Origin of the sequence: Lysobacter enzymogenes (genome assembly GCF_017355525.1) — a bacterium.
Classification (GTDB): Bacteria; Pseudomonadota; Gammaproteobacteria; order Xanthomonadales; family Xanthomonadaceae; genus Lysobacter; species Lysobacter enzymogenes_C.
In genome coordinates, this window is the sequence record NZ_CP067395.1 from 2,360,025 (window position 1) to 2,383,142 (window position 23,118).

General features: G+C 69.5%; 24 protein-coding genes and 5 tRNA genes. 10 read left to right on the forward strand and 19 right to left on the reverse strand.

The features are described from left to right. Positions 1-7: 7 nt before the first annotated feature. From rplL to JHW38_RS09860, 19 genes are all read right to left on the reverse strand, one after another. Positions 8-382 (reverse strand): 50S ribosomal protein L7/L12, encoded by a 375-nt coding sequence (rplL, locus tag JHW38_RS09770; RefSeq protein ID WP_207525736.1) that lies wholly within the window; start codon positions 380-382, stop codon positions 8-10. Positions 383-454: 72 nt separating this feature from the next. Next, positions 455-988, reverse strand: coding sequence for a 50S ribosomal protein L10 (gene rplJ, locus JHW38_RS09775; RefSeq protein WP_207525737.1), 534 nt, complete (start codon positions 986-988; stop codon positions 455-457). A gap of 572 nt (positions 989-1,560) precedes the next feature. Next, positions 1,561-2,259, reverse strand: a complete 699-nt coding sequence (rplA, locus tag JHW38_RS09780; RefSeq protein ID WP_207525738.1) for a 50S ribosomal protein L1 — start codon at positions 2,257-2,259, stop codon at positions 1,561-1,563. Positions 2,260-2,263: 4 nt separating this feature from the next. Beyond that, positions 2,264-2,692 (reverse strand): 50S ribosomal protein L11, encoded by a 429-nt coding sequence (gene rplK / locus JHW38_RS09785; RefSeq protein ID WP_057948565.1) that lies wholly within the window; start codon positions 2,690-2,692, stop codon positions 2,264-2,266. Positions 2,693-2,937: 245 nt separating this feature from the next. Continuing rightward, on the reverse strand, positions 2,938-3,513 hold the full coding sequence (gene nusG / locus JHW38_RS09790) for a transcription termination/antitermination protein NusG (protein ID WP_207526319.1): 576 nt from the start codon (positions 3,511-3,513) through the stop codon (positions 2,938-2,940). 28 nt (positions 3,514-3,541) lie between these two features. Then, a complete protein-coding gene (gene secE, locus JHW38_RS09795) occupies positions 3,542-3,925 on the reverse strand; it encodes a preprotein translocase subunit SecE (protein WP_207525739.1) in 384 nt (127 codons plus the stop codon). A gap of 96 nt (positions 3,926-4,021) precedes the next feature. Next, positions 4,022-4,097, reverse strand: a tRNA-Trp gene (locus JHW38_RS09800). 204 nt (positions 4,098-4,301) lie between these two features. Then, a complete protein-coding gene (gene tuf, locus JHW38_RS09805; protein ID WP_057948556.1) occupies positions 4,302-5,492 on the reverse strand; it encodes an elongation factor Tu in 1,191 nt (396 codons plus the stop codon). Positions 5,493-5,564: 72 nt separating this feature from the next. Further along, positions 5,565-5,640, reverse strand: a tRNA-Thr gene (locus JHW38_RS09810). A 35-nt stretch (positions 5,641-5,675) separates the two neighbouring features. Continuing rightward, positions 5,676-5,749, reverse strand: a tRNA-Gly gene (locus JHW38_RS09815). A gap of 98 nt (positions 5,750-5,847) precedes the next feature. Continuing rightward, a tRNA-Tyr gene (locus JHW38_RS09820) sits at positions 5,848-5,933 on the reverse strand. A 124-nt stretch (positions 5,934-6,057) separates the two neighbouring features. Beyond that, on the reverse strand, positions 6,058-7,149 hold the full coding sequence (gene ychF / locus JHW38_RS09825; protein ID WP_207525740.1) for a redox-regulated ATPase YchF: 1,092 nt from the start codon (positions 7,147-7,149) through the stop codon (positions 6,058-6,060). A gap of 247 nt (positions 7,150-7,396) precedes the next feature. Then, positions 7,397-7,975 carry an aminoacyl-tRNA hydrolase gene (pth, locus tag JHW38_RS09830; protein WP_207525741.1) on the reverse strand — a complete coding sequence of 193 codons (579 nt, stop codon included), beginning with the start codon at positions 7,973-7,975 and terminating at the stop codon, positions 7,397-7,399. A 60-nt stretch (positions 7,976-8,035) separates the two neighbouring features. Further along, positions 8,036-8,695 (reverse strand): 50S ribosomal protein L25/general stress protein Ctc, encoded by a 660-nt coding sequence (locus tag JHW38_RS09835; protein ID WP_207525742.1) that lies wholly within the window; start codon positions 8,693-8,695, stop codon positions 8,036-8,038. A 94-nt stretch (positions 8,696-8,789) separates the two neighbouring features. Further along, complete coding sequence (locus JHW38_RS09840; RefSeq protein ID WP_207526320.1) at positions 8,790-9,749, reverse strand: ribose-phosphate diphosphokinase; 960 nt, start codon at positions 9,747-9,749, stop codon at positions 8,790-8,792. A gap of 123 nt (positions 9,750-9,872) precedes the next feature. After that, positions 9,873-9,949, reverse strand: a tRNA-Gln gene (locus JHW38_RS09845). Between the two features lie 65 nt (positions 9,950-10,014). Next, a complete protein-coding gene (gene ispE, locus JHW38_RS09850; RefSeq protein WP_207525743.1) occupies positions 10,015-10,893 on the reverse strand; it encodes a 4-(cytidine 5'-diphospho)-2-C-methyl-D-erythritol kinase in 879 nt (292 codons plus the stop codon). Positions 10,894-10,911: 18 nt separating this feature from the next. Beyond that, complete coding sequence (gene lolB, locus JHW38_RS09855) at positions 10,912-11,526, reverse strand: lipoprotein insertase outer membrane protein LolB (protein ID WP_207525744.1); 615 nt, start codon at positions 11,524-11,526, stop codon at positions 10,912-10,914. A gap of 134 nt (positions 11,527-11,660) precedes the next feature. Then, complete coding sequence (locus tag JHW38_RS09860) at positions 11,661-13,268, reverse strand: tetratricopeptide repeat protein (RefSeq protein WP_428995316.1); 1,608 nt, start codon at positions 13,266-13,268, stop codon at positions 11,661-11,663. Between the two features lie 374 nt (positions 13,269-13,642). Here JHW38_RS09860 and hemA point away from each other — a divergent pair, with 374 nt between their 5' ends. The 10 genes from hemA (at position 13,643) to JHW38_RS09910 (ending at position 23,090) form a co-directional block, all read left to right on the forward strand. Continuing rightward, entirely contained in the window at positions 13,643-14,965 is a 1,323-nt protein-coding gene (gene hemA / locus JHW38_RS09865) for a glutamyl-tRNA reductase (protein ID WP_207525745.1), read from the forward strand. 66 nt (positions 14,966-15,031) lie between these two features. After that, a complete protein-coding gene (gene prfA, locus JHW38_RS09870; RefSeq protein ID WP_207525746.1) occupies positions 15,032-16,114 on the forward strand; it encodes a peptide chain release factor 1 in 1,083 nt (360 codons plus the stop codon). A 200-nt stretch (positions 16,115-16,314) separates the two neighbouring features. Continuing rightward, positions 16,315-16,794 (forward strand): GNAT family N-acetyltransferase, encoded by a 480-nt coding sequence (locus JHW38_RS09875; RefSeq protein WP_207525747.1) that lies wholly within the window; start codon positions 16,315-16,317, stop codon positions 16,792-16,794. A gap of 17 nt (positions 16,795-16,811) precedes the next feature. Beyond that, the gene (locus JHW38_RS09880) at positions 16,812-18,539 is read left to right on the forward strand and encodes a tetratricopeptide repeat protein (protein ID WP_207525748.1); all 1,728 of its coding nucleotides are present in this window, start codon (positions 16,812-16,814) and stop codon (positions 18,537-18,539) included. A 198-nt stretch (positions 18,540-18,737) separates the two neighbouring features. Continuing rightward, entirely contained in the window at positions 18,738-19,283 is a 546-nt protein-coding gene (locus JHW38_RS09885) for a biliverdin-producing heme oxygenase (protein ID WP_207525749.1), read from the forward strand. Continuing rightward, entirely contained in the window at positions 19,280-20,980 is a 1,701-nt protein-coding gene (locus JHW38_RS09890; RefSeq protein ID WP_207525750.1) for a GAF domain-containing protein, read from the forward strand. The genes JHW38_RS09885 and JHW38_RS09890 overlap by 4 nt, the downstream gene beginning before the upstream one ends. A 92-nt stretch (positions 20,981-21,072) precedes the next feature. After that, positions 21,073-21,591 (forward strand): molybdenum cofactor biosynthesis protein B, encoded by a 519-nt coding sequence (moaB, locus tag JHW38_RS09895; RefSeq protein WP_207525751.1) that lies wholly within the window; start codon positions 21,073-21,075, stop codon positions 21,589-21,591. A 5-nt stretch (positions 21,592-21,596) separates the two neighbouring features. Beyond that, positions 21,597-21,995 carry a helix-turn-helix domain-containing protein gene (locus JHW38_RS09900; protein ID WP_242691306.1) on the forward strand — a complete coding sequence of 133 codons (399 nt, stop codon included), beginning with the start codon at positions 21,597-21,599 and terminating at the stop codon, positions 21,993-21,995. Beyond that, positions 21,992-22,777 carry a polyphosphate kinase 2 gene (ppk2, locus tag JHW38_RS09905; protein WP_207525752.1) on the forward strand — a complete coding sequence of 262 codons (786 nt, stop codon included), beginning with the start codon at positions 21,992-21,994 and terminating at the stop codon, positions 22,775-22,777. The genes JHW38_RS09900 and ppk2 overlap by 4 nt, the downstream gene beginning before the upstream one ends. 19 nt (positions 22,778-22,796) lie before the next feature. Further along, the gene (locus tag JHW38_RS09910; protein ID WP_207525753.1) at positions 22,797-23,090 is read left to right on the forward strand and encodes a hypothetical protein; all 294 of its coding nucleotides are present in this window, start codon (positions 22,797-22,799) and stop codon (positions 23,088-23,090) included. Positions 23,091-23,118: the final 28 nt, after the last annotated feature.

The following is a 23,118-nucleotide window of genomic DNA, read 5'->3' on the forward strand; positions in this document are numbered from 1 at the left end:
GTACGGCTTACTTGACTTCGACGGTCGCACCAGCGGCTTCGAGGTCCTTCTTCATCTTGGCAGCGTCGTCCTTGGAGACGGCTTCCTTGACGTTCTGCGGAGCGCCTTCGACCAGGTCCTTGGCTTCCTTCAGGCCCAGGCCGGTGATGGCGCGGACGGCCTTGATGACTTCGACCTTCTTCTCGCCGGCGGCCTTCAGCACGACGGTGAACTCGGTCTGCTCTTCGACCGGAGCGGCATCGGCAGCGCCGCCGCCGGCGACGACGACCGGAGCAGCGGCGGTGACGCCGAACTTCTCTTCGATCGCGCGGACGAGTTCCATGACTTCCATCAGGCTCTTTTCGGCGATGGCGTCGACGATCTGTTCGTTGGACAGGGACATTGTGTTTAACCTCAGGAAAATTTGATCTTACGAATCGGGTTCAGTGAAGCGGTCGCGAAGACGGTGCGGCGATTACGCCGGTTCCGCTTCGGCCGGAGCTTCGGCTGCGACTTCGCCGCCGCCCTGCTTGTCGGCCACGGCCTTGACGGCGCGGGCGAACATCGAGGCGGGCTCGGACAGCACGCGGGCGAGCATCGCCAGCGCCTGCTCCAGGGTCGGCAGCGAGGCCAGGACTTCGACGTGGCTGGCCGGATAGACCTGACCGCCCACGGCGACGACCTGAGCCTTGAGCTTGTCGTTGCCCTTGGCGAATTCCTTGATCAGACGACCGGCGGCGCCGGGTTCGTCCACCGAGAACGCATACAGCAGCGGACCGACGAGCTTGTCCTGGACGCACTCGAATTCGGTACCGGCGACGGCGCGCGAGGCCAGGGTGTTCTTGACGACACGCAAGTACACACCGGTTTCGCGAGCCTTCTTGCGCATCGCGGTCAGCTGGCCGACCGTGATGCCCGCGTACTCGGCTGCAATCAAGGAGTGGGCCTTCGCGGCGACTTCTGCCAGCTCGGCGACTACTTCTTGCTTCTGAGACAGATTGAGAGCCATTGCACTCCTCCGAAAAGCCGGGATTCGGGATTTGGGAATCGGGATTCGCCGAGCGGGGCTTTCGCCTTCGCTCCGCCAATCCCTGATCCCGAACGACCCATCCCAGCCTTTATTGACTCCGCTCGCGGCTCCTGCCGCTTGCGGTCCTGGGCGGCGACGGTCCTTGTCGCCGGGGATGCCCGCAGGCATCCCGGGTGGTGGCCTTTCCTGAAAAAATTCAGTCAGGGGCACCATCTACGCCGGCCCGGCTCCGAGGAGTCCGAATTAAGCGATCCCGCTTTACCGACGGCGACTCCTTGCCGTGTCGAGCTTCCGTGCCCGTCGTCGGTATGCGCTGACCGCGCCTGCGGTCTTTGACGGCTATCGCTTCGGGTTGCCCCTGGGCGATGCCCTCAAAATTTCGGCTTGCGGCGGTGTTCGGCCGGTCGCCTGTGTTTCGTTTGGGGTCCGCGGTGAGGCGTGTCCCGGGTATTCGTCGCTTGCGGCCAGAGTTCGGCGGCTCTGGATCCCCGCTTTCGCGGGGATGACGCAATGGCAAAGGCGCTCGCGCTATGCGCGAGCGCGCCATTGCGTCACTTCAGGGTCAGCGAAGCCTGATCGACGATCACGCCCGGACCCATGGTCGAGCTGATCGAGATCTTCTGCAGGTACTGGCCCTTGGCGGTGGCCGGCTTGGCCTTGATCAGGTCGAGCAGCAGCGCCTGCAGGTTGTCCTTCAGCGAGCCGTCTTCGAACGAGACCTTGCCGATGGTGCAGTGGATGATGCCGGCCTTGTCGGTGCGGTAACGCACTTGGCCGCCCTTGGCGTTCTTGACCGCTTCGGCCGGGTTCGGCGAGACGGTGCCGACTTTCGGGTTCGGCATCAGGCCGCGCGGGCCGAGCACCTGGCCGAGCTTGCCGACCACGCGCATCGCGTCCGGGGTGGCGATGACCACGTCGTAGTTCAGATCGCCGGCCTGCATCTTCTCGGCCAGGTCGTCCATACCGACGGCTTCGGCGCCCGCGGCCAGGGCCTCGTCGGCCTTGGCGCCGGCGGGGGCGAACACCGCCACGCGCACGGTCTTGCCGGTGCCGGCCGGCAGCACGGTCGAACCGCGCACCTGCTGGTCGGACTTCTTGGCGTCCACGCCCAGGCGCACGGAGACGTCGACGGACTCGACGAACTTGGCCTTGGTGGCGGTCTTGACGATCTTCACGGCTTCGTCGAAGGCGTAGGCCTTGCCCGGAACCACGGCGGCCTTGATGGCCTTTTCGCGCTTGTTCATTGCCATGTTCTTAACCCTCCACCACAAGGCCCATGCTGCGGGCGGAGCCCGCAATCGTCTTCACCGCCGCATCCAGGTCGGCCGCCGTCAGGTCGGCTTCCTTCTGCTTGGCGATGGCTTCGAGCTGGGCGCGGGTGACCTTGCCCACCTTGTCGGTGTTCGGGCGCTTGGAGCCGGAGGTGATGCCGGCGGCCTTCTTCAGCAGCACCGAAGCCGGGGTCGACTTGGTGACGAAGGTGAAGGTACGGTCCGAGTAGGCCGTGATGATGACCGGGGTCGGCAGACCCGGCTCGAGCTTGGAGGTCGCGGCGTTGAACGCTTTGCAGAACTCCATGATGTTCAGGCCGCGCTGACCCAGCGCGGGACCGACCGGCGGCGAGGGGTTGGCCTGACCGGCCTTGACCTGCAGCTTGATGTAGCCGACTACTTTCTTTGCCATTGCTGTGCTCTCCGGGTGCTAGCGCCTAAAGACCCCAGGCTCCCCATCGGGCCGGAAAATCGCGCGTTCCGGCATCGCGTTGTCTCTCGCGCGAACAGCCGCCCGGGGACTGCTCCGGGGCGGCTGGTCGGTGATGGCTGCCGCCCTGCCGGGCAGCGAGCCGCGCACTATATCAGATTTTTGGGCTGGTGCGGAAGGCGGCCCCGGACGCCGGCCTGCGGGCCGGCGCGGGCGCCCTGCCCGGCTCAGGTGGCCTTTTCGACCTGCCCGAATTCCAGCTCGACCGGGGTCGAGCGGCCGAAAATGAGCACCGCGACGCGCAGGCGGCTCTTTTCGTAGTTGATTTCCTCGACCACGCCGTTGAAGTCGACGAACGGGCCGTCGACGACCCGGACCATCTCGCCCGGCTCGAACAGCACCTTCGGACGCGGCTTCTCGACGCCTTCCTGAACGCGCTGCAGGATACGGTCGGCCTCGGCGTCCTGGATCGGCAACGGGCGGTCGGCGGTGCCGCCGATGAAGCCCATCACCTTCGGGGTTTCCTTGATCAGGTGCCAGCTCTCGCTGTCGATGCGGGGAATGCCCGCCTCGTCGTGGGTGGCGATCTGGACCAGGACGTAGCCCGGGAAGAACTTGCGCTCGGAACGGCGCTTCTGGCCGGAACGCATTTCCACGACCTCTTCGGTCGGGACCAGGACCTCGCCGAAGCGGTCGGTCATCTCGAAGCGGACGATACGGTCGCGCAGCGCCTGGGCCACGGACTTCTCGAAGCCCGAGTAGGCGTGGACGACATACCAGCGCTTGTTTTCTTGCGTGTTCAATTCGGGGGTACTCAACTCGGTCGTCTCCTCAGCGCGCCAGCAGGAACTTGACCGCCGCCTGGATCACCCAGTCGAAACCGGACAGGATCAGGCTCAGGATCAACACCGCGATCATGACCACCCAGGTGGTCTTGAGGGCTTCTTCGCGGGTCGGCCAGACTACTTTGCGCAGCTCGAAGCGCGACTCGGACAGGAATTCGCGGGTCTGGATGCCCTTGGCCGAGAGCAGGAACACGGCCGCGCCGGCGACCAGGCCGGCAACGACGACGCCCGCACGCAGCGGGCCGCTCCAATTCTCGAACCAGATGTAGGCGAACACACCGCCGGCGGCCAACAACAGGGCCACGACGTACTTGACGAGATCGCCGGCGCTGCCGCCGCTGGATTTGTGGTGTTCGGCCTTGCTGTTCATTCTCGGGGCGATTCCCTCGCGAAAGCCCGCCCATCCCTGCGCGGCCCTTTCAATGGCTTGCCAGTCGCCGGGTCGTCCGAGCCGGCTCGGTGTAAGTGGCACGCCAGGAGGGACTCGAACCCCCAACCTGCGGTTTTGGAGACCGCTGCTCTGCCAATTGAGCTACTGGCGTACGTCTGAAATCTCGGGTCCGGAAGGATACTTTCAAGTCCGCGCCCGTGAAGGACTGGGACTACCGGCCGGCCATTGTCTTCGAAAACCGGTCGCCGCGAAACACTTATCGCGCCGGGCGCCCTAAACAACGAAGGCGGACCGGGTTGCCGGCCCGCCGTTCGCGGCCAGGCGGCGACCCGGGGGCCGCCGCGAGGTACAACGATTACTTGACGATCTTCGACACCACGCCGGCGCCGACGGTGCGGCCGCCTTCGCGGATCGCGAAGCGCAGGCCTTCGTCCATCGCCACCGGGTTGATCAGCGTGACCACCATCTTCACGTTGTCGCCCGGCATCACCATCTCGACGCCTTCCGGCAGCTGGCACGCGCCGGTGATGTCGGTGGTGCGGAAGTAGAACTGCGGGCGGTAGCCCTTGAAGAACGGGGTGTGACGGCCGCCTTCGTCCTTCGACAGCACGTACACTTCGCCTTCGAACTCGGTGTGCGGGGTGATCGAACCCGGCTTGGCCAGCACCTGGCCGCGCTCCACGTCGTCGCGCTTGGTGCCGCGCAGCAGCAGGCCCGCGTTGTCGCCCGCCTGGCCCTGGTCCAGCAGCTTGCGGAACATTTCAACGCCGGTGACCGTGGTCTTCTGGGTCGGACGGATGCCGACGATTTCGATTTCGTCGCCCACCTTGATGATGCCGCGCTCGATACGACCGGTCACCACGGTGCCGCGGCCCGAGATCGAGAACACGTCTTCCACCGGCATCAGGAACGGCTTGTCGATCGCGCGCTCCGGCTCCGGAATGAAGCTGTCCAGCGCCTCGACCAGCTTGATGATCGCCGGCACGCCGATGTCGCTCTGGTCGCCTTCCAGCGCCAGACGGGCCGAACCGTGGATGATCGGGGTGTCGTCGCCCGGGAACTCGTACTTCGACAGCAGCTCGCGCACTTCCATCTCGACCAGCTCGAGCAGCTCGGCGTCGTCGACCATGTCGGCCTTGTTCAGGAACACGACGATGTACGGCACGCCGACCTGACGCGACAGCAGGATGTGCTCGCGGGTCTGCGGCATCGGGCCGTCAGCGGCCGAGCACACCAGGATCGCGCCGTCCATCTGCGCCGCACCCGTGATCATGTTCTTCACGTAGTCGGCGTGGCCCGGGCAGTCCACGTGGGCATAGTGGCGGTTCGGGCTTTCGTACTCGACGTGCGCGGTCGAGATCGTGATGCCGCGAGCCTTTTCTTCCGGCGCCGCGTCGATCGCGTCGTACGCCTTGAATTCGCCACCGAAACGCTCGGCGCCGACCTTGGTCAGAGCGGCCGTCAGCGTGGTCTTGCCGTGGTCGACGTGACCGATCGTGCCGACGTTCACGTGCGGCTTGGTGCGCTCGAATTTACCCTTGGCCATGGCTATCGCTTCTCGTGTTTGGTCTGTGTGTCGCGTTGGCTGTCGGTAACTCAGCCGGTACTGCCTTGAAGATGGTGCTCACGAAAGGAATCGAACCTTCGACCTCCTCCTTACCAAGGAGGTGCTCTACCGACTGAGCTACGTGAGCGAAACTTTTTGCTGCGCTGGACGGCGTCGATTCAATGGAGCGGGAGACGGGGATCGAACCCGCACCATCAGCTTGGAAGGCTGAGGTTCTACCATTGAACTACTCCCGCGCCGCGTACAGCTGCTACAGCGTTGGAACTTGCAACTAAACCTTTACCGCTTTGCCTGAGCGCCGCATCGATGAAACCGATCGTCGCACCGGCCAACCTGGTGGAGGGAGGTGGATTCGAACCACCGAAGGCGTAAGCCAGCAGATTTACAGTCTGCCCCCGTTGGCCGCTTGGGTATCCCTCCGAAGAGCCCGTAATTTTGAAGTGCGATCTTCAGCTTGTCAACGCACTTTCACGAAATCTTGCGGGATTTTTTCGCCCCCGCCGCCGGCGCGTGCAGCCGTCGGAAGCGGGGCCGCGTAGTTTACTCAAACATTGAACCGGAAGTGCAATACATCGCCTTCCTGGACGCGATATTCCTTGCCTTCCAGGCGCAGACGGCCGGCGTCGCGGGCGCCGGACTCGCCCTTGTACTTGATGAAGTCGTCGTAGGCGATGGTTTCGGCCCGGATGAAGCCCTTCTCGAAGTCGGTGTGGATCACCGCGGCGGCCTGCGGCGCGGTCGAGCCGGCCTTGACCGTCCAGGCGCGCACTTCCTTGACCCCGGCGGTGAAGTAGGTCTGCAGGCCCAGCAGGGCGTAGCCGGCGCGGATCAGGCGGTTCAGGCCCGGCTCGGCCAGGCCGAGGTCGGCCAGGAAGGTGTCGCGGTCGGCGTCGTCGAGCTGGCTGAGCTCTTCCTCGATCGCGGCCGAGACCGGCACCACCTGGGCGCCTTCGGCGACCGCGCGGGCGCGCACGGCGTCGAGGTGCGGATTGTTCTCGAACCCGTCCTCGAGCACGTTGGCCACGTACATGACCGGCTTGAGGGTCAGCAGGAACAGGTCGCGCAGCGCCGCCTTGTCGTCGTCCGACAGGTTCAGCGCGCGCGCCGGAGTGCCGGCGTCGAGCCCCTTGCGCACGCGGTCGAGGACCTCCTTGCGCACGATCGCTTCCTTGTCGCCGGTCTTGGCCGAGCGCTCGGCGCGCTGGTAGGCCTTCTCGACGCTCTCAAGGTCGGCCAGCGCCAGCTCGGTATCGATGGTCTCGATATCGGCGATCGGATCGACCTTGTTGTTGACGTGGATCACGTCCGGGTGCTCGAAGCAGCGCACCACATGGGTGATCGCGTCGACCTCGCGGATATGCGCCAGGAACTTGTTGCCCAGCCCCTGCCCGCTGGCCGCGCCGGCGACCAGGCCGGCGATGTCGACGAACTCGACCGCGGTCGGGATCAGCTTCTGCGGCTTGACGATCTCGGCCAGCGCGTTGAGGCGCGGATCCGGCACCGGCACCGCGCCGACGTTCGGCTCGATCGTGCAGAACGGGAAGTTGGCCGCGGCGATGCCCGCCTTGGTCAGCGCGTTGAACAGGGTCGACTTGCCGACGTTAGGCAGGCCGACGATGCCGCATTTGATGCCCATGGGTGCTGAGTCCGGGAATAGGGGTTAGGAATCGGGGAGCTGGAGTCGCTTGCCGGGTCGCGCGCTTCGCTGCGGGCAGGCGAACTTCGAGCTGGAAAAGCGGGGTTAGGGGTTGGGGAACCGGAGTCGCGCGCTGGACCGCGCGTTTCGCTGCGAGCCCGCAACCCCATCGAAAATTCTCAGAAGAAGGCCGAGAACCAAGCGCCGGGAAACTCCAGTTCCCCAACCCCCAATCCCGAATCCCGCTTCACTTCGCGGTATGCAACCGCGTCATCGCATCCATGAAATTGCCCTGCACCGCCAGCGGCATCACGTCGATGGCCTCGTCGATGGCGCGCAGGATCGTGGCCTCGTCGTCCTTGCCGGGACGGCCGAGCACCCACGGGGTGACCTTGTCCTTGTGGCCAGGATGGCCGATGCCCACGCGCAGGCGGTGGAACTTGCCGTGGCCGAGCAGTTGCATGGTGTCGCGCAGGCCGTTCTGGCCGCCGTGGCCGCCGTCGAACTTGAGCCGCACGGTGCCGGGCGCGAGGTCGAGCTCGTCGTGCGCCAGCAGCGCCTCCTCGGGCTCGATCTTCCAGTAGCGCAGCGCGGCGGTCACCGACTTGCCGGAGAGGTTCATGAAGGTGGCCGGCTTCAGCAGCCACACCGGCTTGCCTGCGATCTCGATCTTCGAGGTTTCGCCGAACAGCTTGGATTCCAGGCCGAAACGGCCGCCGAACTTTTCGTTCAAGGCGTCCACAAACCAGAACCCGGCGTTGTGCCGGGTCCGGGTGTATTCGGCGCCGGGGTTGCCCAGGCCGACGATCAGGCGCAATCCCGCCATGAACTCAGGACAGTCCGCAAACGCGGACCGGCGCGCCGACGATGGCGCGCCGGCCGGCGATCACTTCTTGTCTTCGTCCTTCTTGGCGACCTTGGCGGCCGGCACGTCCGCGGCCGGCGCGTCTTCGGTCGACTCGGCCTCTTCCTTGCCGTGCTTGGCGATCACGACGGCGACGTCGTGTTCCTTGCCCAGCTTCAGCTCGGGGATCTCGACGCCCTTGGGCAGCTTGAGCTCCGACAGGTGGACGATGTCGCCGACCTTCAGCTCCGACAGATCGATCTCGATGAACTCCGGCAGGTCCTTCGGCAGGCAGGACACTTCGACTTCGTTGAGCTCGTGGGTGACCACGACGTCGGCCGACTTGCCGGCCGGCGACTTGTCTTCGTTGAGGAAGTGCAGCGGCACGGCCACGCGCAGCGCCTGGTTGGCGTCGACGCGCTGGAAGTCCAGATGCATGATGATCTGCTTGAACGGGTGGCGCTGCATGTCGCGCAGGAGGACCTGCTCGACCTTGCCGTCGACGTCCAGGCTCAGGATCGAGGAGTAGAACCACTCGTTCTGGCTGGCCAGCCAGATCTTCTCGTGCTCGAGCTGGATCGGCTGCGGCGCGGCGGCGCCGCCGTAGATGATGGCCGGGATGCTGGCGGCACGACGCAGGCGGCGGCTCGCACCCTTCCCCTCGACGTTGCGGCCAGTGGCCTTGATGATGTGTTCGGACATTGGTGTTTACTCGGTATTTACAGCGTTGGAACCGCCTCGCGGCGGCGGGGAGGCTCATCCGCGACCAGATGAGCCCTGAAACTTATCCGTTGGGTCAGTCGACGTAGAGCGAGCTGACCGATTCGCCGAACGCGATGCGCCGGATCGTCTCGGCCAGCAGTTCCGCCACGCTGAGCTGGCGGATGCGGCCGGTGGCGCGGGCCGCGGCGGTGAGCGGGATGGTGTCGGTCACCACCAGCTCGTCGAGCTGCGACTTCATCACGTTGTCGATCGCCGCGCCCGACAGCACCGGATGGGTGCAGTAGGCGACGACCTTGAGCGCACCCTGCCCCTTCAGCGCGGCCGCGGCCGCGCACAGGGTGCCGGCGGTGTCGACGATGTCGTCGACCAGCACGCAGGTCTTGCCCGACACGTCGCCGATGATGTTCATCACCGTGGCGACGTTGGCGCGCGGACGGCGCTTGTCGATGATCGCCAGGTCCGCGTCGTCCAGGCGCTTGGCGATCGCTCGCGCGCGCACCACGCCGCCGACGTCCGGGGACACCACGACCATGTTGTCGGTGCCGTGCGCGCGCCAGATGTCGGCGAGCAGCAGCGGCGAGGCGTAGACGTTGTCGACCGGGATGTCGAAGAAGCCCTGGATCTGATCCGCATGCAGATCGACCGTGAGCACCCGGTCGGCGCCGACCGCGCCGAACATCTTGGCCGCGACCTTGGCGGTGATCGGCACGCGCGAGGAGCGCGGACGGCGATCCTGGCGGGCGTAGCCGAAGTACGGCACCACCGCGGTCACGTTGGCCACCGATGCGCGCTTGAGCGCGTCGATCAGGACCAGCAGCTCCATGAAATTCTCGGCCGTCGGCGCGTTCGTCGGCTGGATCACGAACACTTCCTGACGGCGCACGTTCTCCTCGATCTCGACCTGCACTTCGCCGTCGGAGAAGCGGCCCACCAGGGCCTTGCCGAGCCGGATGCCGAGCTCCTTGCACACGGCCTCGGCCAGCGGCCGGTTGGCGTTGCCGCTGAAAACCAGCAGGTTGCGATCGTTTTGCACTGTCATTTACTCCGCTTCGCTCTGACCGGGCGGCTGTTGCCGGGATTCGGGATTTGGGATTCGCGATTCGGCAAGCGCGGCTTGCGAATCGCGAATCCCAAATCTCCAATCCCTGGAACGAAATGGCAGGGGCGGTAGGATTCGAACCTACGAATGCCGGGATCAAAACCCGGTGCCTTGGGCCACTTGGCGACGCCCCTGCGGAAACCTTGTAGAACGCGAGGTGGAACCGAACTTGCTGCGCGGCGCGGCGAAGCCGGAAGGCTCAACCGCGCCGGTTGGTTTCGAGCGCGGCGCGCAACGGCGAACGTTGCGCTCCGGCCGCCGTCCAGGCGCGCAGGCCCGGCGGCAGTTCCGCCAATGCGGCTTCAGCGGATTCGCGCGCGGCGAACTCGACGAAACACCCGCTGCCGGACCCGGTCAGGCGTGGCGATCCGATCCGCGCCAAGGCGGCGAAGGCGGCCTCGACGGCGGCCTCGCGCTGACGCAGCACCGGCTCGAACGCATTCCCGAGCGGTTTACCCGAAACGAAGTCCGCCATTGTCGCGGGCGCGGCATCCCGCGTCAATTCGGGGGAACGAAAAAGCGCCGCGGTCGGGGCGTGCACGCCCGGATCGGCCAACACGTACCAGGCGGGCGGCAGTTCCAGCGGGCGCAGGTCCTCGCCGACGCCCTCGGCCCAGGCGTTGTCGCCGCGCACGAACACCGGCACGTCGGCGCCGAGACCGAGGCCCAGTTCGGCCAGGGCGTCGACGCCCAGACCGGTGCCCCAGAGCGCATCCAGGGCGACCAGCACGGTCGCCGCGTCGGACGAGCCGCCGCCGAAGCCGCCACCGGCTGGAATGCGCTTTTCGATGACGATGTCTGCACCTTGGCTGCAACTAGATGCTTTTTGCAGGGCTAGCGCGGCCCGCACCGTGAGATCGTCGGCCTCGGCCACGCCGGCCACCGAGCCGCCGTGGCGGACGATGCGGCCGTCGGCGCGCGGGCGCAAGCGGATGCTGTCGCCCCAGTCGAGGAGACGGAACACGGTCTGCAACAGGTGGTAGCCGTCGGCGCGGCGGCCGACGATGCGCAGGAACAGGTTCAGCTTGGCCGGGGCGGGCCAGGCCGACCAGGCGGGGTCGTTCGGGGCGTCGGACATCGCTACGGCTCGGTCGGTTCAGCGGGCCGGGGCCGTCGCCCCGTCCTGCCACTGGTCCACGATCAGCCGCACCCGCGCCGAATCGCGGCGCGCGTCTAGCCGCGACGGCAGGTCGCCGCTGGCCGGCCATTCGTAGGCGATGGTCCAGCCGCCCTGGGCGATCGACTGCGGGCGGCCGTCGGGGCCGGGGACGATGCGCGCGTCGCGGCCGGCGCCGGCCGGCAGGCCGCGCAGCCAGTCGCTGAGCGCGGCCACCGGGATGTCCCAGCCGGTGGCCTGGAACAGCAGTTCGGCCGCGTCCGCGCCTTCGCGCGGACCGCCGTCCAGGCCTTCCAGGCGGGCGCCGTCGGCGCCGCCGCTGAGGCGCCAGCTCTGCCGGGTCACCGGCGCGCTCAGCGCCACCTGGTAATTGGCGCCGCGCTGGCTCCATTCGATCCGGCCGCTGCCGCCCTTGCCGGCATTGGACACGGCGATGCGGCCGCTCAGCGACCACTGCGCCGCGGCGCGCACGCGCGCGGCGCGGGCGGCTTCGCGCGCGGCCGCGTCCGCGGCCGGCAGCACATGCCCGGCCGGCGCGCCGGGACGCACGCCCGGGCCGGCGCAAGCGCTCAGCAACGCGGCCAGAATCGCCACCGCGCCGAAGCGGACGCGCGCAGCCGCGCTGGCGCGGGCAGCGCCCGCGAACGCGACCGCCTCGTTCGAGGCCGCCCGTCCGGCATTCCCGGCGACGGCGTCGACGACACCGTCCGCATTCGCGACCGCCGCGCTCACAAGCCGTACTTCTTCAGCGCGCGCTGCAACGAGCGGTTGTCGGCATCGATCTTGCGCCCTTGCTCGAAGTACTTGCGCGCTTCGTCGCGACGGCCGGTTTCCCACAGCAGTTCGGCCAGATGCGCGGCGATTTCGGCGTCCTTCTGCATGGTCAGGGCGCGGCGCAGCTCGACCTCGGCCTCCTTGACCCGGCCCAGGCGGTACAGCACCCAGCCGTAGCTGTCGACGATGGCGGCGTTGTCCGGCTCGGCAGTGCGCGCGCGCTCGATCAGCTCCAGCGCTTCTTGATAACGCGTGGTGCGGTCGGCCAGGGTGTAGCCGAGCGCGTTGAGCGCGGCCACGCTGTCGGGTTCGGCGACCAGGATTCGGCGGAAGTCGGCTTCGGCGCGGGCCACGTCGTCGCGGCGTTCCCAGCTCAGGGCGCGCGCGTAGAGGATCTCGGGTTCGTCCGGGAACGCGGCCAGGCCGCGCGCGAAGGCCTCGTTCTCGCCGGCGACGTTCTTGTCCTCGGCGCGCAGGTTGGCTTCCAGGATGTAGGCGTCGCGGCGGGTGTCGTCCTCGGCCGAGGCGTCGGACTGGATCGCGCGCAATGCGGCGAAGGATTCGTCGCCGCGCTTGAGCTTGTGCAGCACGTTGGCCGCGCGCAGCCGCGCGATTTCGCGCTGCGGGCCGCCGGGCACGCCCTGATACCAGCTCAGGGCCTGGTCGAAGCGTTGCAGGTATTCGGCCAACTGGCCCAGCAGCAGGCGCCGCGCCGGATCGGGCTTGGCCGCGCTGGCGCTGAGCTCGTCGTAGAGCGCGGTCAGGGTCGGCTTGTCGTCGGCGCGGGCGAGGTACGACGCGCGCAGGGCGTAGGTCTGGTCGTCCTGCGGGCCGCGCGCGAGCACCGCGGCGACTTTCTGGAAATCGCTGAGGCCTTCGTACTGTTCGGCGACCAGCGCGCGCAGGTTGTTGTCGGTGTCGGCCAGCGGCTCCAGGGTCGCGAGCAGGCGGGTGGCCTCCTCGGTCTTGCCTTCGTCGCGCAGCTGGCTGACCCGCAGCAGGCCGACCCGCGGCTCGCCGGGGAAGCGGCGCACCACCTCGTCGATGATGCGTTCGGTCAGCTGCGGCTGGTCCAGGCGCTGGGCGAGGCCGCCGAAGGCGACCCAGGCCATCAGGTTGCGCTTGGGCAGGTGGCCGCCGTCGACCAGCTTCTCGACCATGCGCGCGGTCTGCTTGGGGTCCTTGGAACCGGCGGTCAGCACGCCGAGCGCCTGGCGCCAGCCGGTGTCGGGCGCGGCGGTCATCAGCGCCTGCAACTGGCGCAGCGCGGCGCGTTCGTCGCCGCGGCGCAGCGACAAGGTCGCCTCGGCCGCGGCCAGCGAGCTGCCCTGGGCGCCGAGCTTGCGCCACAGCGCCAAGGCCTCGGCGGCGGTGGCGTCTTCGCGCGCGACCAGGGCGATGCTGGTGGCGCGCTCGGCGAGCACCGGGTCGGCGGCGGCGCGCGCGGCCTTGAGATAGGCCGTGGAGGCTTCGTTGAGCTTGCCGGACTGCAGCGCGAACTCGCCGACCAGCAGCGATTCAAGCGAGGCCCCGGTCGGGTCCTTGGCGGCGCCGGCCTGGATCGCGGCGCGGGCCGCGGCGAGCGCGGCGGCGCTGGGTTCGGCGACCGCGCCGGCCGTCGGGACCGGAGCGCTGGCGACGGCGCCGGCGCTCCAGCCCACAGCCGCCAGCAACAGCGCGGCAGCCAGCGGCGCGCGCCGGCGGACGGGGGTTTCGGGCTTGTGTTCGGCGCTGTCTATTGGACCGATCGAGCAAATCGAATCGTGAGAAGCCACGGGGGGACCAGTGGGCCGGTAGAATGGCGGCCTTCAGCAGCCCGCAGCTTATCGCAAGCGCCTGAACCGATGTCCCGCGCCCGCCGCCGTTCGATGGAACTTTCCCGCTCGCCCGGGACGGTCGCGGCGCGCGCGCGAAACGCGGGGCGGCGCCTAACCCCATGAGCTTGTTCGTCCTCGGCCTCAACCACCAGACCGCGCCGGTCAGCCTGCGCGAACGGGTGGCGTTCGCCGGCGACGCGGTGCCGGCCGCGCTGGCCTCGCTGCGCGCGCTGGCGCCGGTGCGCGAGGTGGCGCTGCTGTCGACCTGCAACCGCACCGAGATCTACGCGGTCGCCGAAGACGACGGCCGCGCCCTGGCCGAATGGCTGGCGACCCATCCCGACGACAGCGGCGACCTGCACGGTTATCTGTACCGCCATCGCGACGCCGAGGCGGTGCGGCATCTGTTCCGGGTCGCGACCGGCCTGGATTCGCTGGTGCTCGGCGAGCCGCAGATCCTCGGGCAAGTCAAAGACGCCTGGGCCGCGGCGCGCGGCGCCGGCACCCTCGGCGGCCAGCTCGACCGGCTGTTCCAGCAGGCGTTCTCGACCGCCAAGCGCGCGCGCACCGACACCCGCATCGGCGCCAATCCGGTGTCGGTGGCCTCGGCCGCGGTGCGCCTGGCGCAGGAGTCGTTCGCCCGGCTCGAGGACTCCAGCGTGCTGCTGGTCGGCGCCGGCGAAACCGTCGAGCTGGCCGCGCGGCATCTGGTCCAGGCCCGCGCCAAGCGCCTGCTGATCGCCAACCGCACCCTCGCCCACGCCCAGGACCTGGCCACCCGCCACGGCGGCGTGGCGCTGCCGCTGAGCGAACTCGACCGCCATCTGGCCGAGGCCGACATCGTGCTCAGCGCCACCGCCAGCCGCGAACCGATCCTGCGCAAGCCGCAGGTCGCCGCGGCGCTGGCGACGCGCAGGCACCGGCCGATGCTGCTGCTCGACCTGGCCGTGCCGCGCGACATCGCCGCCGACGTGGCCGAACTGAAGGACGTATTCCTGTACACCGTGGACGATCTGGAACGCGCCATCGAAGACAACCGCCGCAGCCGCCGCGAGGCCGCGACCGAGGCCGAAGCCATCGTCGAGCTGCAGGTGGCGCGCTTCGTCGAAACCCTGGCCGCGAGCACCCGCACCGCGCCGATCAAGCGCCTGCGCGACCACGGCGAGGCCGCGCGCGAGGAAACCCTGGCCAAGGCGCGCGCACAGCTGGCCGCCGGGCAGGATCCGGCCGAAGTGCTGAACTTCCTCGCCCACACCCTGACCAACCGCCTGCTGCACGCGCCGACCGTCGCCTTGCGCGAAGCGGCGCTGACCGGCAATCCGGAGCTGGCGCGGGCGGCGGACAAGCTGTTCCCGGCCGCGCCGGGATTCGGGATTGGAGATTCGGGATTGGCAAAAGCCGATTCGCCGGCGGTCGAGGCGAACGAGGCGGACGAGCGCTAGCGAACGCCGCCGCTGCTTCGCCGCGCCGCAACCAATCCCGAATCCCCAATCCCGAATCCCGGCTCCATGACCCCCAGCCTGCGCCGCAAACTCGAAGCCCTGGCCGAACGCCGCGAAGAACTCGAACGCCTGCTCGCCGACCCCGGCGTGATCGGCGACAACGAGCGCTTCCGCAAATGCTCGCGCGAGTTCGCCCAGCTCGAACCGGTGACCCTGGCGCTGGCCGCGGAAACCCAGGCCAAGGCCGACCTCGCCGCGGCCGAAGCGATGCGCGCGGATCCGGAGCTGCGCGAGCTGGCCGAGGAGGAGATCGCCTCCGCGCAGGAACGCCTGCAGCGGCTCGACGTCGAGCTGATGGCGCACCTGATCCCGAAAGACCCGCGCGACGAAGGCGACCTGTACCTGGAAGTGCGCGCCGGCACCGGCGGCGACGAGGCGGCGATCTTCGCCGGCGACCTGTTCCGGATGTATTCGCGCTACGCCGAGCGGCAAGGCTGGAAGGTCGAGGTCGAGTCGGCCAACGCCGGCGAGCACGGCGGCTACAAGGAAATCATCGCCCGGGTCGAAGGCCGCGGCGCGTATTCGAAGCTCAAGTTCGAGTCCGGCACCCACCGCGTGCAGCGGGTGCCGGAGACCGAATCGCAGGGCCGCATCCACACCTCGGCGGCGACCGTGGCGATCATCGCGGTGGAGCCGGAAGGCGAGCCGATCGAGATCAATCCGGCCGACCTGAAGATCGACACCTTCCGCTCCTCCGGCGCCGGCGGCCAGCACGTCAACAAGACCGAGTCGGCGATCCGCATCACCCACGTCCCCACCGGCACCGTGGTCGAGAACCAGACCGAGCGCAGCCAGCACGCCAACCGCGACAAGGCGCTCAAGCGCCTGCAGGCGATGCTGGCCGACGCCGCCGCGGCCAAGGCCGCCGCGGCGCAGGCGCAGGACCGGCGCCTGCAGGTCGGCAGCGGCGACCGCAGCCAGCGCATCCGCACCTACAACTTCCCGCAGGGGCGGATCACCGATCACCGGGTCGAGGGGCTGACCCTGTACGACCTGCCGAACGTGATCGCGGGGGAACTGGACGGGTTGATCGGGCGGTTGCTGCATGAGCATCAGGCCGACGAATTGGCGCAGTTGTCGGCGGGCTGAGGTTTTTTTGTAGGAGCGGCGCGAGCCGCGACCGCGACAACGCAACTACGCCGAACCTTGCGCCGCAGCCGCGTTGTCGCGGTCGCGGCTCGCGCCGCTCCTACAGGGGGATCGCGCGGCTTCGATTGCCCGTCGGCAGTCATGACGCCGCCCCCGGCCTGCGGCCATAATCGGCCCTCCCCCGCCGCGCCGACTTCCGCATGAGCCTCGCCATCCGCCGCGCCAGCGCCGCCGACCTCGACCTCGTCGCGCCGCTGTTCGACCGCTACCGCCACTTCTACACCCAGCGCAACGACGAGGCGGTCTCGCGCGCCTTCATCGGCGAGCGTCTGCAACGCGGCGATTCGGCGCTGCTGCTGGCGAGCCTGGACGGCGCCGACGGCGCCGGCTTCGTCCAGCTCTACCCGACCTTCTCGTCGGTGCGCGCGGCGCGGGTGTGGGTGCTCAACGATCTGTACGTGGAAGCGCACGCGCGCCGCCGCGGCGTCGCCCGCGCCCTGCTCGACGCCGCCGCCGGCTTCGCCCGCGCCGACGGCGCCGCGCGGCTGGAGCTGGAAACCAACCACGACAACGCCCAGGCCCAGGCGCTGTACGACGGCGCCGGCTGGCTGCGCTTCGACGGCACTCAGCGGTATCACCTGCCGCTGGCGCAGGCTGGCTTGCCGCCGGCGCAAGCCTGAGCGCCGCGGGCCGCGCCATGACCGATCCGCGCGCCGCGCTGCGCCAGTCCCTGCGCGCCAACCCCAGCGATGCGATGGGCTGGGTGATGCTGGCCGAACACGAACTCGACGCCGGCGACGCCGCATCCGGCGAACTCGCCGCGCGGCGCGCGCTGGAACTGCGCCCCGGCCATCCCGAAGCGCTGGCGCGGCTGGGCCGCGCGCAGTGGATGCTCGGCCGGCGCGACGAGGCGGTACACAGCCTGCGCGCGGCCGCGCGCGCGGCGCCGAACCATCCCGGCATGGCGGTGTGGCTGGGCCACGCGCTGGAAGACGTCGGCGACGGCGAAGGCGCGCTGGCCGCCTACGCCCACGCCTATGCGCTGGCGCCGCAGGAACCGCAGATCGCCGCGTACCTGCTGGCATGGCGACGCAAGCTGTGCGATTGGCGCGACCTCGACCGGCTCTCGCGCCAGGTGCGCGACGCGGTCGCGCGCGCGCAAGCCTCGGTCGAACCGTTCGGCTTCCTCAGCGAAGACGCCAGCGCCGCCGAACAGCGCCGCTGCGCCGGCCTGCGCGCCTCGACGATCGCGCGCGCGGTGCGCACGCTGGCGCCGGCGCCGCGCAAGGACGCGCACGCGCCGGTGCGCGCCGGCTTCCTCTCCAACGGCTTCGGCAATCACCCGACCGGTCTGCTGACCGTGGCCTTGTTCGAAGCGCTCAAGCGCCGCGGCGGCTTGCAGGTGCATCTGTTCGCGCTGAACCGCGACGACGGCAGCCAGCTGCGCCGGCGCCTGCGCGAGGCCGCCGACGAACTCCACGACGTCGCCCAGCAGCCGCACGCGCGCATCGCCGACGCCATCCGCGGCGCCGGCATCGACGTGCTGTTCGACCTGCGCGGCTGGGGCGGCGGCGGCACCCCGGAAGTGCTGGCGATGCGGCCGGCGCCGGTGCAGGTGAACTGGCTGGCCTATCCGGGCACCAGCGCCGCGCCGTGGATCCATTACGTGCTCGCCGACCGCTTCGTCCTGCCCGAGGCGATGGCCGCGGACTTCAGCGAAACCGTGGCCTGGCTGCCGCGCTGCTTTCAGCCGTCCGACACCGCCCGCACCGTCGCCGAACCGCCGGACCGCGCCGCCTGCGGCCTGCCCGCGCAGGGCGTGGTGTTCTGCTGCTTCAACAACAGCTACAAGCTCAACCCGCGCAGCATGACCCGCGCGCTGGAGGTGCTGCGCGGCGTGCCCGGCAGCGTGCTGTGGCTGCTGTCGGGGCCCGGCAACGCCGACGCGAGGCTGCGCGAGTCCGCCGCCCAGCGCGGCCTCGACCCGGCGCGGCTGGTGTTCATGCGCAAGCAGCCGCATGCCGACTATCTGGCCCGGCTGCGCCACGCCGATCTGTTCCTCGACACCCATCCCTACAACGCCCACACCACCGCGTCCGACGCGCTGTGGGCCGGCTGCCCGGTGCTGACCGCGCCCGGCGCGACCTTCGCCGCGCGCGTGGCCGGCAGCCTCAACCACCATCTCGGCCTGGGCTACATGAACGTCGCCGACGACGAAGCCTTCGTCGCCCGTGCGGTCGCGCTCGGCAACGATCCCGCCGCGCTGGCGGCGCTGCGCGCGGAACTGGCCGCGCGCCGCAGCGACAGCGGCTTGTTCGACATGGACGGCTTCGCGGTCGACTTCGCCGCGATGACCCTGGCGATGGCGCGGCGCCAGCGCAAGGGCGAAGCGCCGGCGCCGCTGCAGGGGCCGGTGCGCGGGTAAGCGCGCATTCGCGGCTGTCGCAGCCTGCGCGCGCGTCGGTGGTTAACATCGCGTCGATCCGTTTTTCACGTCGAACGTTCGCGAGCGCGGCTACGGTCGCAGCATGGAAATGAACGATTCAGACGCCGCAGACGCGTCCTGACGCGGAGGAATTCAATGCGTAGACTGGCCGTCTTTTCGCCGTTCGCCGAATCGCCCGTGAACACGCTGCACCTGGAATTGCGCACCGCTACCGCGCGCCAACACCAAGATCTCGATGCAGCGCTCGCCGGCGGTCTCGACGACCGCGACGGCTACGTCCGCTACCTGCTCGGCATGCTCGCCCTGGTCGAATTGTTGGCGACGCCGCCGGCCGCGGTGGACGCGCGTTCGGCTTGGACGCAATGGTTCGACCCGCGCCGCGGCGAGTTGCTGCGCCAGGACCTGCGCGCCCTCGGCCTGCTGCCGCTGGCGCACGGCCTGGCGCCGCTGCCGGCCTCGTGCTGGATGGGCGCGAACTATGTGCTGGAAGGTTCTGCGCTCGGCGCGCGCGTGCTGCTGCGCGCCGCCGAACGCCTGCGCCTGCGCGAGCCCGGCCTGCCGCTGGCGTTCCTGCAGCACCACGCGCGCCGCGACGATCGCTGGCCGCGTTTTCTCGACGAACTGCAAATGCTCGACGGCCGCCTGCGCGATGACGCGGTGCGCGGCGCGCGCCATGCCTTCGGCGTGGTCGCCGACGGGTTGATCCAAAAGGAATCTGCGTGACCGATCCCCAGTTGCAGGCCGCCTACGACGCCTGCGCGCGCGAACCGATCCATCTAAGCGGCGCGATCCAGCCGCACGGCGCCTTGCTCGCGTTCGCGCCGCGCACCGGCGCGATCGCGGCAGCGTCCGACAACGCCGGCGAACTGTTCGGCACCGACGCGGCCGCCTTGCTCGGCCACCCCATCGACGAACTGTTCGACGGGCACGTGCTGGAGTTGATCCGCGCCACCGCCGCCGCCTCGCGCCCAGGCGATTTCCCGCGTCTGGCCGGCCTGGTCAACGCCGGCGTCTGGGGCGGGCTGCATCACCTGTCGGTGCATGTGCGCGCGGACCTGATCCACGTCGAACTGGAGCCCGCCGCGCGCGGCGGCGCCGAGCCGCTGGAAGCGCACGCGATGATCGCCGGGCTCGACGCCGGCGCGCAGGCGGCGGCGTTCTTCCAGGCCGTGGCCGAACAGGTGCGCACGCTGACCGGCTACGACCGGGTCATGGTCTACGCGTTCCGCCACGACCACTCCGGCGAAGTCGTGGCCGAATCTCTCGGCGGCGAACTCAGCTCCTACGCGGGCCTGCGCTTTCCCGCGTCCGACATTCCGCCGCAAGCGCGCGCGCTGTACCTCGCGAACCGGGTGCGGGTGATCCCGGACGCCGGCTACGTCCCGGTGCCGGTGCGCACGACCGCGCAGGCCGCGCCGCTGGACATGAGCTTCGACATGCTGCGCAGCGTGTCGCCGATCCATCTGGAGTACCTGCGCAACATGGGCGTGCGCGCGTCGATGTCGATCTCGCTGATCGTCGACGGCCGCTTGTGGGGGCTGATCGCCTGCCACCATCCGCAGCCGCGTCTGGTCGGGCCGCGCGAGCGCATCGCCGCGGACGTGTTCGGCCGTTACGTGTCGCTGCTGCTGAGCACCGGCGACCTCAAGCGCAGCGCCGCGGCCGAAGCCCAAGCGCGCCTGCACCGCGACCGTCTGGAACAGGCGCTGGCGCAATCGTCTTCGCTGTTCGCGGCCCTGCGCGAACAGCCCGACGCGCTGCTCGGCGCGCTGGCCGCCGATGCCGCGGCGGTGGTCGCCGGCGACGACGCAGTGCTGGTCGGCGCGCAGCCGGATCGGGAGGTGCTGGCGCCGGCCCTGGCCTGGGCGCGCAGCCACGCCCGTCACGCCGCCGCCGGCACCGCCGCGCGCGCCGACTGGAACCCGGGCGAGCACGGGCCGGCCGGCCTGTTCGCAGCGCCGCTCGACGACGGCGCCAGCGGCTGGCTGCTGCTGTTGCGCAACGAACAGGTCGAGCACGTGCGCTGGGCCGGTTCGCCGGTCGACGCCTATCAGCTCGACGCCGGCCGCCTGACCATCGGCCCGCGCACCAGCTTCGCCGAATGGAACGAAACCGTGCGCGGCACCGCCGAGCCGTGGTCGGAGGAAGACGCCGAAGGCGCCGAGCGCCTGCGCCTGTTGCTGTCGCGCTACCTGCACGCCAACGCCCACGGCGGCGCCGCGCACGACGACATGGGCGGACGCCTGGTGCGCCTGGACGCGCACGGCCACCGCCGCCGCCTGCTGCGTCTGGCCAACCTGCTGGCCGATGCGGCCGAGCACCTGGACCCATCGCAGCGCACCCAACTGGACGAGGCGATCGCGAGCATGGAAGCCGCGCTGGCGCTGCCCACCGGCGCGGATCGCCGCGCCGCCGGCTGAGCCGGCCGGCCGCGCAACCGACCGGTGCGCGCGCGCACGCCTTCGCTGCGCCGCAACCCCGCCCGCGGCCGGTTTGCGCTAGTCTCGGCGGCATGACCGCCGAACGCGATTTCATCCCCCTGAACCTGTGCGTGCTGACCGTTTCCGACAGCCGCACCCTCGCCAACGACAGCTCCGGCGATTACCTGATCCAGTCGCTGACCGACGCCGGCCACCGCCTGGTCGAACGCAAGCTGCTGCCGGACGACCGCTACCAGCTGCGCGCCGCGGTGTCGCAATGGATCGCCGATGCCGGCGTCGACGGCATCCTGGTCACCGGCGGCACCGGCTTCACCGGCCGCGACTCCACGCCCGAGGCGCTGCTGCCGCTGCTGGACAAGGAAATGCCGGGCTTCGGCGAACTGTTCCGCGCGATCAGCTACGACGAGATCGGCACCTCGACCCTGCAGTCGCGCGCGTTCGCCGGGCTCGCCAACGCCACCTTCGTGTTCTGCCTGCCGGGCTCGACCTCGGCCTGCCGCACCGCCTGGGAAAAGATCGTCGGCGCGCAGCTCGACGCGCGCACCCGCCCGTGCAATCTCGCCACTCTGCGTCCCCGCCTCAAGGAGTGATGCGCATGTCGCTGGACACCACCTTGCGTTTGCTGGCCAAGGCCAGCGGCCTGAGCGTGACCGACCTGGCCACCGCGATCCCGCGCGCCGGCGCCAACACCGTCAGCGCCTGGCTGCGCGGCGAGAAGCTGCCCGGCCGCGACCAGCTCGATGCGCTGGCGCGCGCGTTCGGCGTTCCCGCCGGCGCGCTGCTGGCCGAGCTGGCGAGCACGCTCGATCCGGCCCGCACCCAGGGCGAACACGACCTGCTCGCCGCCTACCGCGCGCTCGACACCCGCCAGCAAGGCGCCTTGCTCGAAGTCGCCGCGAGCATGGCCGGCACCCGCCGCGCCGCCGCGCCGCGCGCCGCGCGCAAGACGCCGGCGAAGAAGAAGGCTTCCGTCCGCAACAAGGCCGCCCGATGAGCAAGCTCAAGCGCAAGGACTACGAAGCGCAGCTGGAACCGCTGCAACTGGAACTGGCGGCGCTGGGACGCTGGCTGCAGCACAGCGGCAAGCGCGTGGTGGTGCTGTTCGAAGGCCGCGACACCGCCGGCAAGGGCGGCGCGATCGGTTCGATCTCGGAAAACCTCAACCCGCGCCAATGCCACATCGTGGCCTTGTCCAAGCCGAGCGAACGCGAATCCGGGCAGTGGTATTTCCAGCGCTACGTGCCGCATCTGCCGGCGGCCGGCGAGATCGCGCTGTTCGACCGCAGCTGGTACAACCGCGCCGGCGTCGAGCAAGTCATGGGCTTCGCCAAGCCCGAGCAGGTCAAGGCCTTCCTCAAGCAGGCGCCGGTGTTCGAGAAGCTGCTCGTCGACGACGGCATCCTCTTGTTCAAGTACTGGCTGTGCTGCGACCAGGACATGCAGGAGGAGCGCTTCGCCGAGCGCCTCAACGACCCGCTCAAGCGCTGGAAGCTGTCGCCGATCGACCTGCAGGCGCGCGCCCACTACGACGACTACACCCGCGCCCGCGAAGCGATGCTCGAGGCCACCCACAGCAAGCACGCGCCGTGGACGCTGGTGGACTTCAACGACCAGCGCCAGGGCCGGCTGACCCTGATCCGCGACCTGCTCTCGCGCCTGCCCGACACCGACGTGGCGCCGGCCAAGCTCGACTTCCCGCCGCTCAAGGGCAAACCGGCGAAGGAGAAGTTCGGGGTGTTGAAGCCGATCGGAAAAACGGGCGGCAAGAAGGACTGACCACGTCACCGGAGGCGATATGGACCGCGAACAGGCCGAGCGCACCAGCCTGTTGTTGGCGAGCATGAACGCCACGCTCAACCGGTATTTGCTGCATTTGCAGCCGCAGTTGCCGCACGACGAGTTCCGCGCCTTGTGCGAGGACATCGGCCGGGTCAGCGGCGAGCTGCTGAGCGTGACCGCGCCGCTTTACCAGCAATTCCCGCAGCTCAAGCCCGAGGAACTCGGCGGGCCGTACCGGATGGAATTCGTCGAGGTCCCCGAGGCGATGTTCGCGCGCAAGGCGGTGCCGCCGAGCGCCGAGTTCGACTGAGCGCGCCGATCGGCCGCCCCCTGTAGGA

Bases quoted from the DNA above. Each gene is read 5' to 3' on its own strand.
- JHW38_RS09835 (WP_207525742.1), bottom strand. From the start codon at position 8,695: ATGTCCGAACACATCATCAAGGCCACTGGCCGCAACGTCGAGGGGAAG.
- ispE (WP_207525743.1), bottom strand. From the start codon at position 10,893: ATGTCCGACGCCCCGAACGACCCCGCCTGGTCGGCCTGGCCCGCCCCG.
- rplA (WP_207525738.1), bottom strand. From the start codon at position 2,259: ATGGCAATGAACAAGCGCGAAAAGGCCATCAAGGCCGCCGTGGTTCCG.
- JHW38_RS09880 (WP_207525748.1), top strand. From the start codon at position 16,812: ATGACCGATCCGCGCGCCGCGCTGCGCCAGTCCCTGCGCGCCAACCCC.
- JHW38_RS09875 (WP_207525747.1), top strand. From the start codon at position 16,315: ATGAGCCTCGCCATCCGCCGCGCCAGCGCCGCCGACCTCGACCTCGTC.
- prfA (WP_207525746.1), top strand. From the start codon at position 15,032: ATGACCCCCAGCCTGCGCCGCAAACTCGAAGCCCTGGCCGAACGCCGC.
- JHW38_RS09910 (WP_207525753.1), top strand. From the start codon at position 22,797: ATGGACCGCGAACAGGCCGAGCGCACCAGCCTGTTGTTGGCGAGCATG.
- ychF (WP_207525740.1), bottom strand. From the start codon at position 7,149: ATGGGCATCAAATGCGGCATCGTCGGCCTGCCTAACGTCGGCAAGTCG.
- pth (WP_207525741.1), bottom strand. From the start codon at position 7,975: ATGGCGGGATTGCGCCTGATCGTCGGCCTGGGCAACCCCGGCGCCGAA.
- tuf (WP_057948556.1), bottom strand. From the start codon at position 5,492: ATGGCCAAGGGTAAATTCGAGCGCACCAAGCCGCACGTGAACGTCGGC.
- rplJ (WP_207525737.1), bottom strand. From the start codon at position 988: ATGGCTCTCAATCTGTCTCAGAAGCAAGAAGTAGTCGCCGAGCTGGCA.
- JHW38_RS09900 (WP_242691306.1), top strand. From the start codon at position 21,597: ATGTCGCTGGACACCACCTTGCGTTTGCTGGCCAAGGCCAGCGGCCTG.
- rplL (WP_207525736.1), bottom strand. From the start codon at position 382: ATGTCCCTGTCCAACGAACAGATCGTCGACGCCATCGCCGAAAAGAGC.
- secE (WP_207525739.1), bottom strand. From the start codon at position 3,925: ATGAACAGCAAGGCCGAACACCACAAATCCAGCGGCGGCAGCGCCGGC.
- hemA (WP_207525745.1), top strand. From the start codon at position 13,643: ATGAGCTTGTTCGTCCTCGGCCTCAACCACCAGACCGCGCCGGTCAGC.
- rplK (WP_057948565.1), bottom strand. From the start codon at position 2,692: ATGGCAAAGAAAGTAGTCGGCTACATCAAGCTGCAGGTCAAGGCCGGT.
- ppk2 (WP_207525752.1), top strand. From the start codon at position 21,992: ATGAGCAAGCTCAAGCGCAAGGACTACGAAGCGCAGCTGGAACCGCTG.
- moaB (WP_207525751.1), top strand. From the start codon at position 21,073: ATGACCGCCGAACGCGATTTCATCCCCCTGAACCTGTGCGTGCTGACC.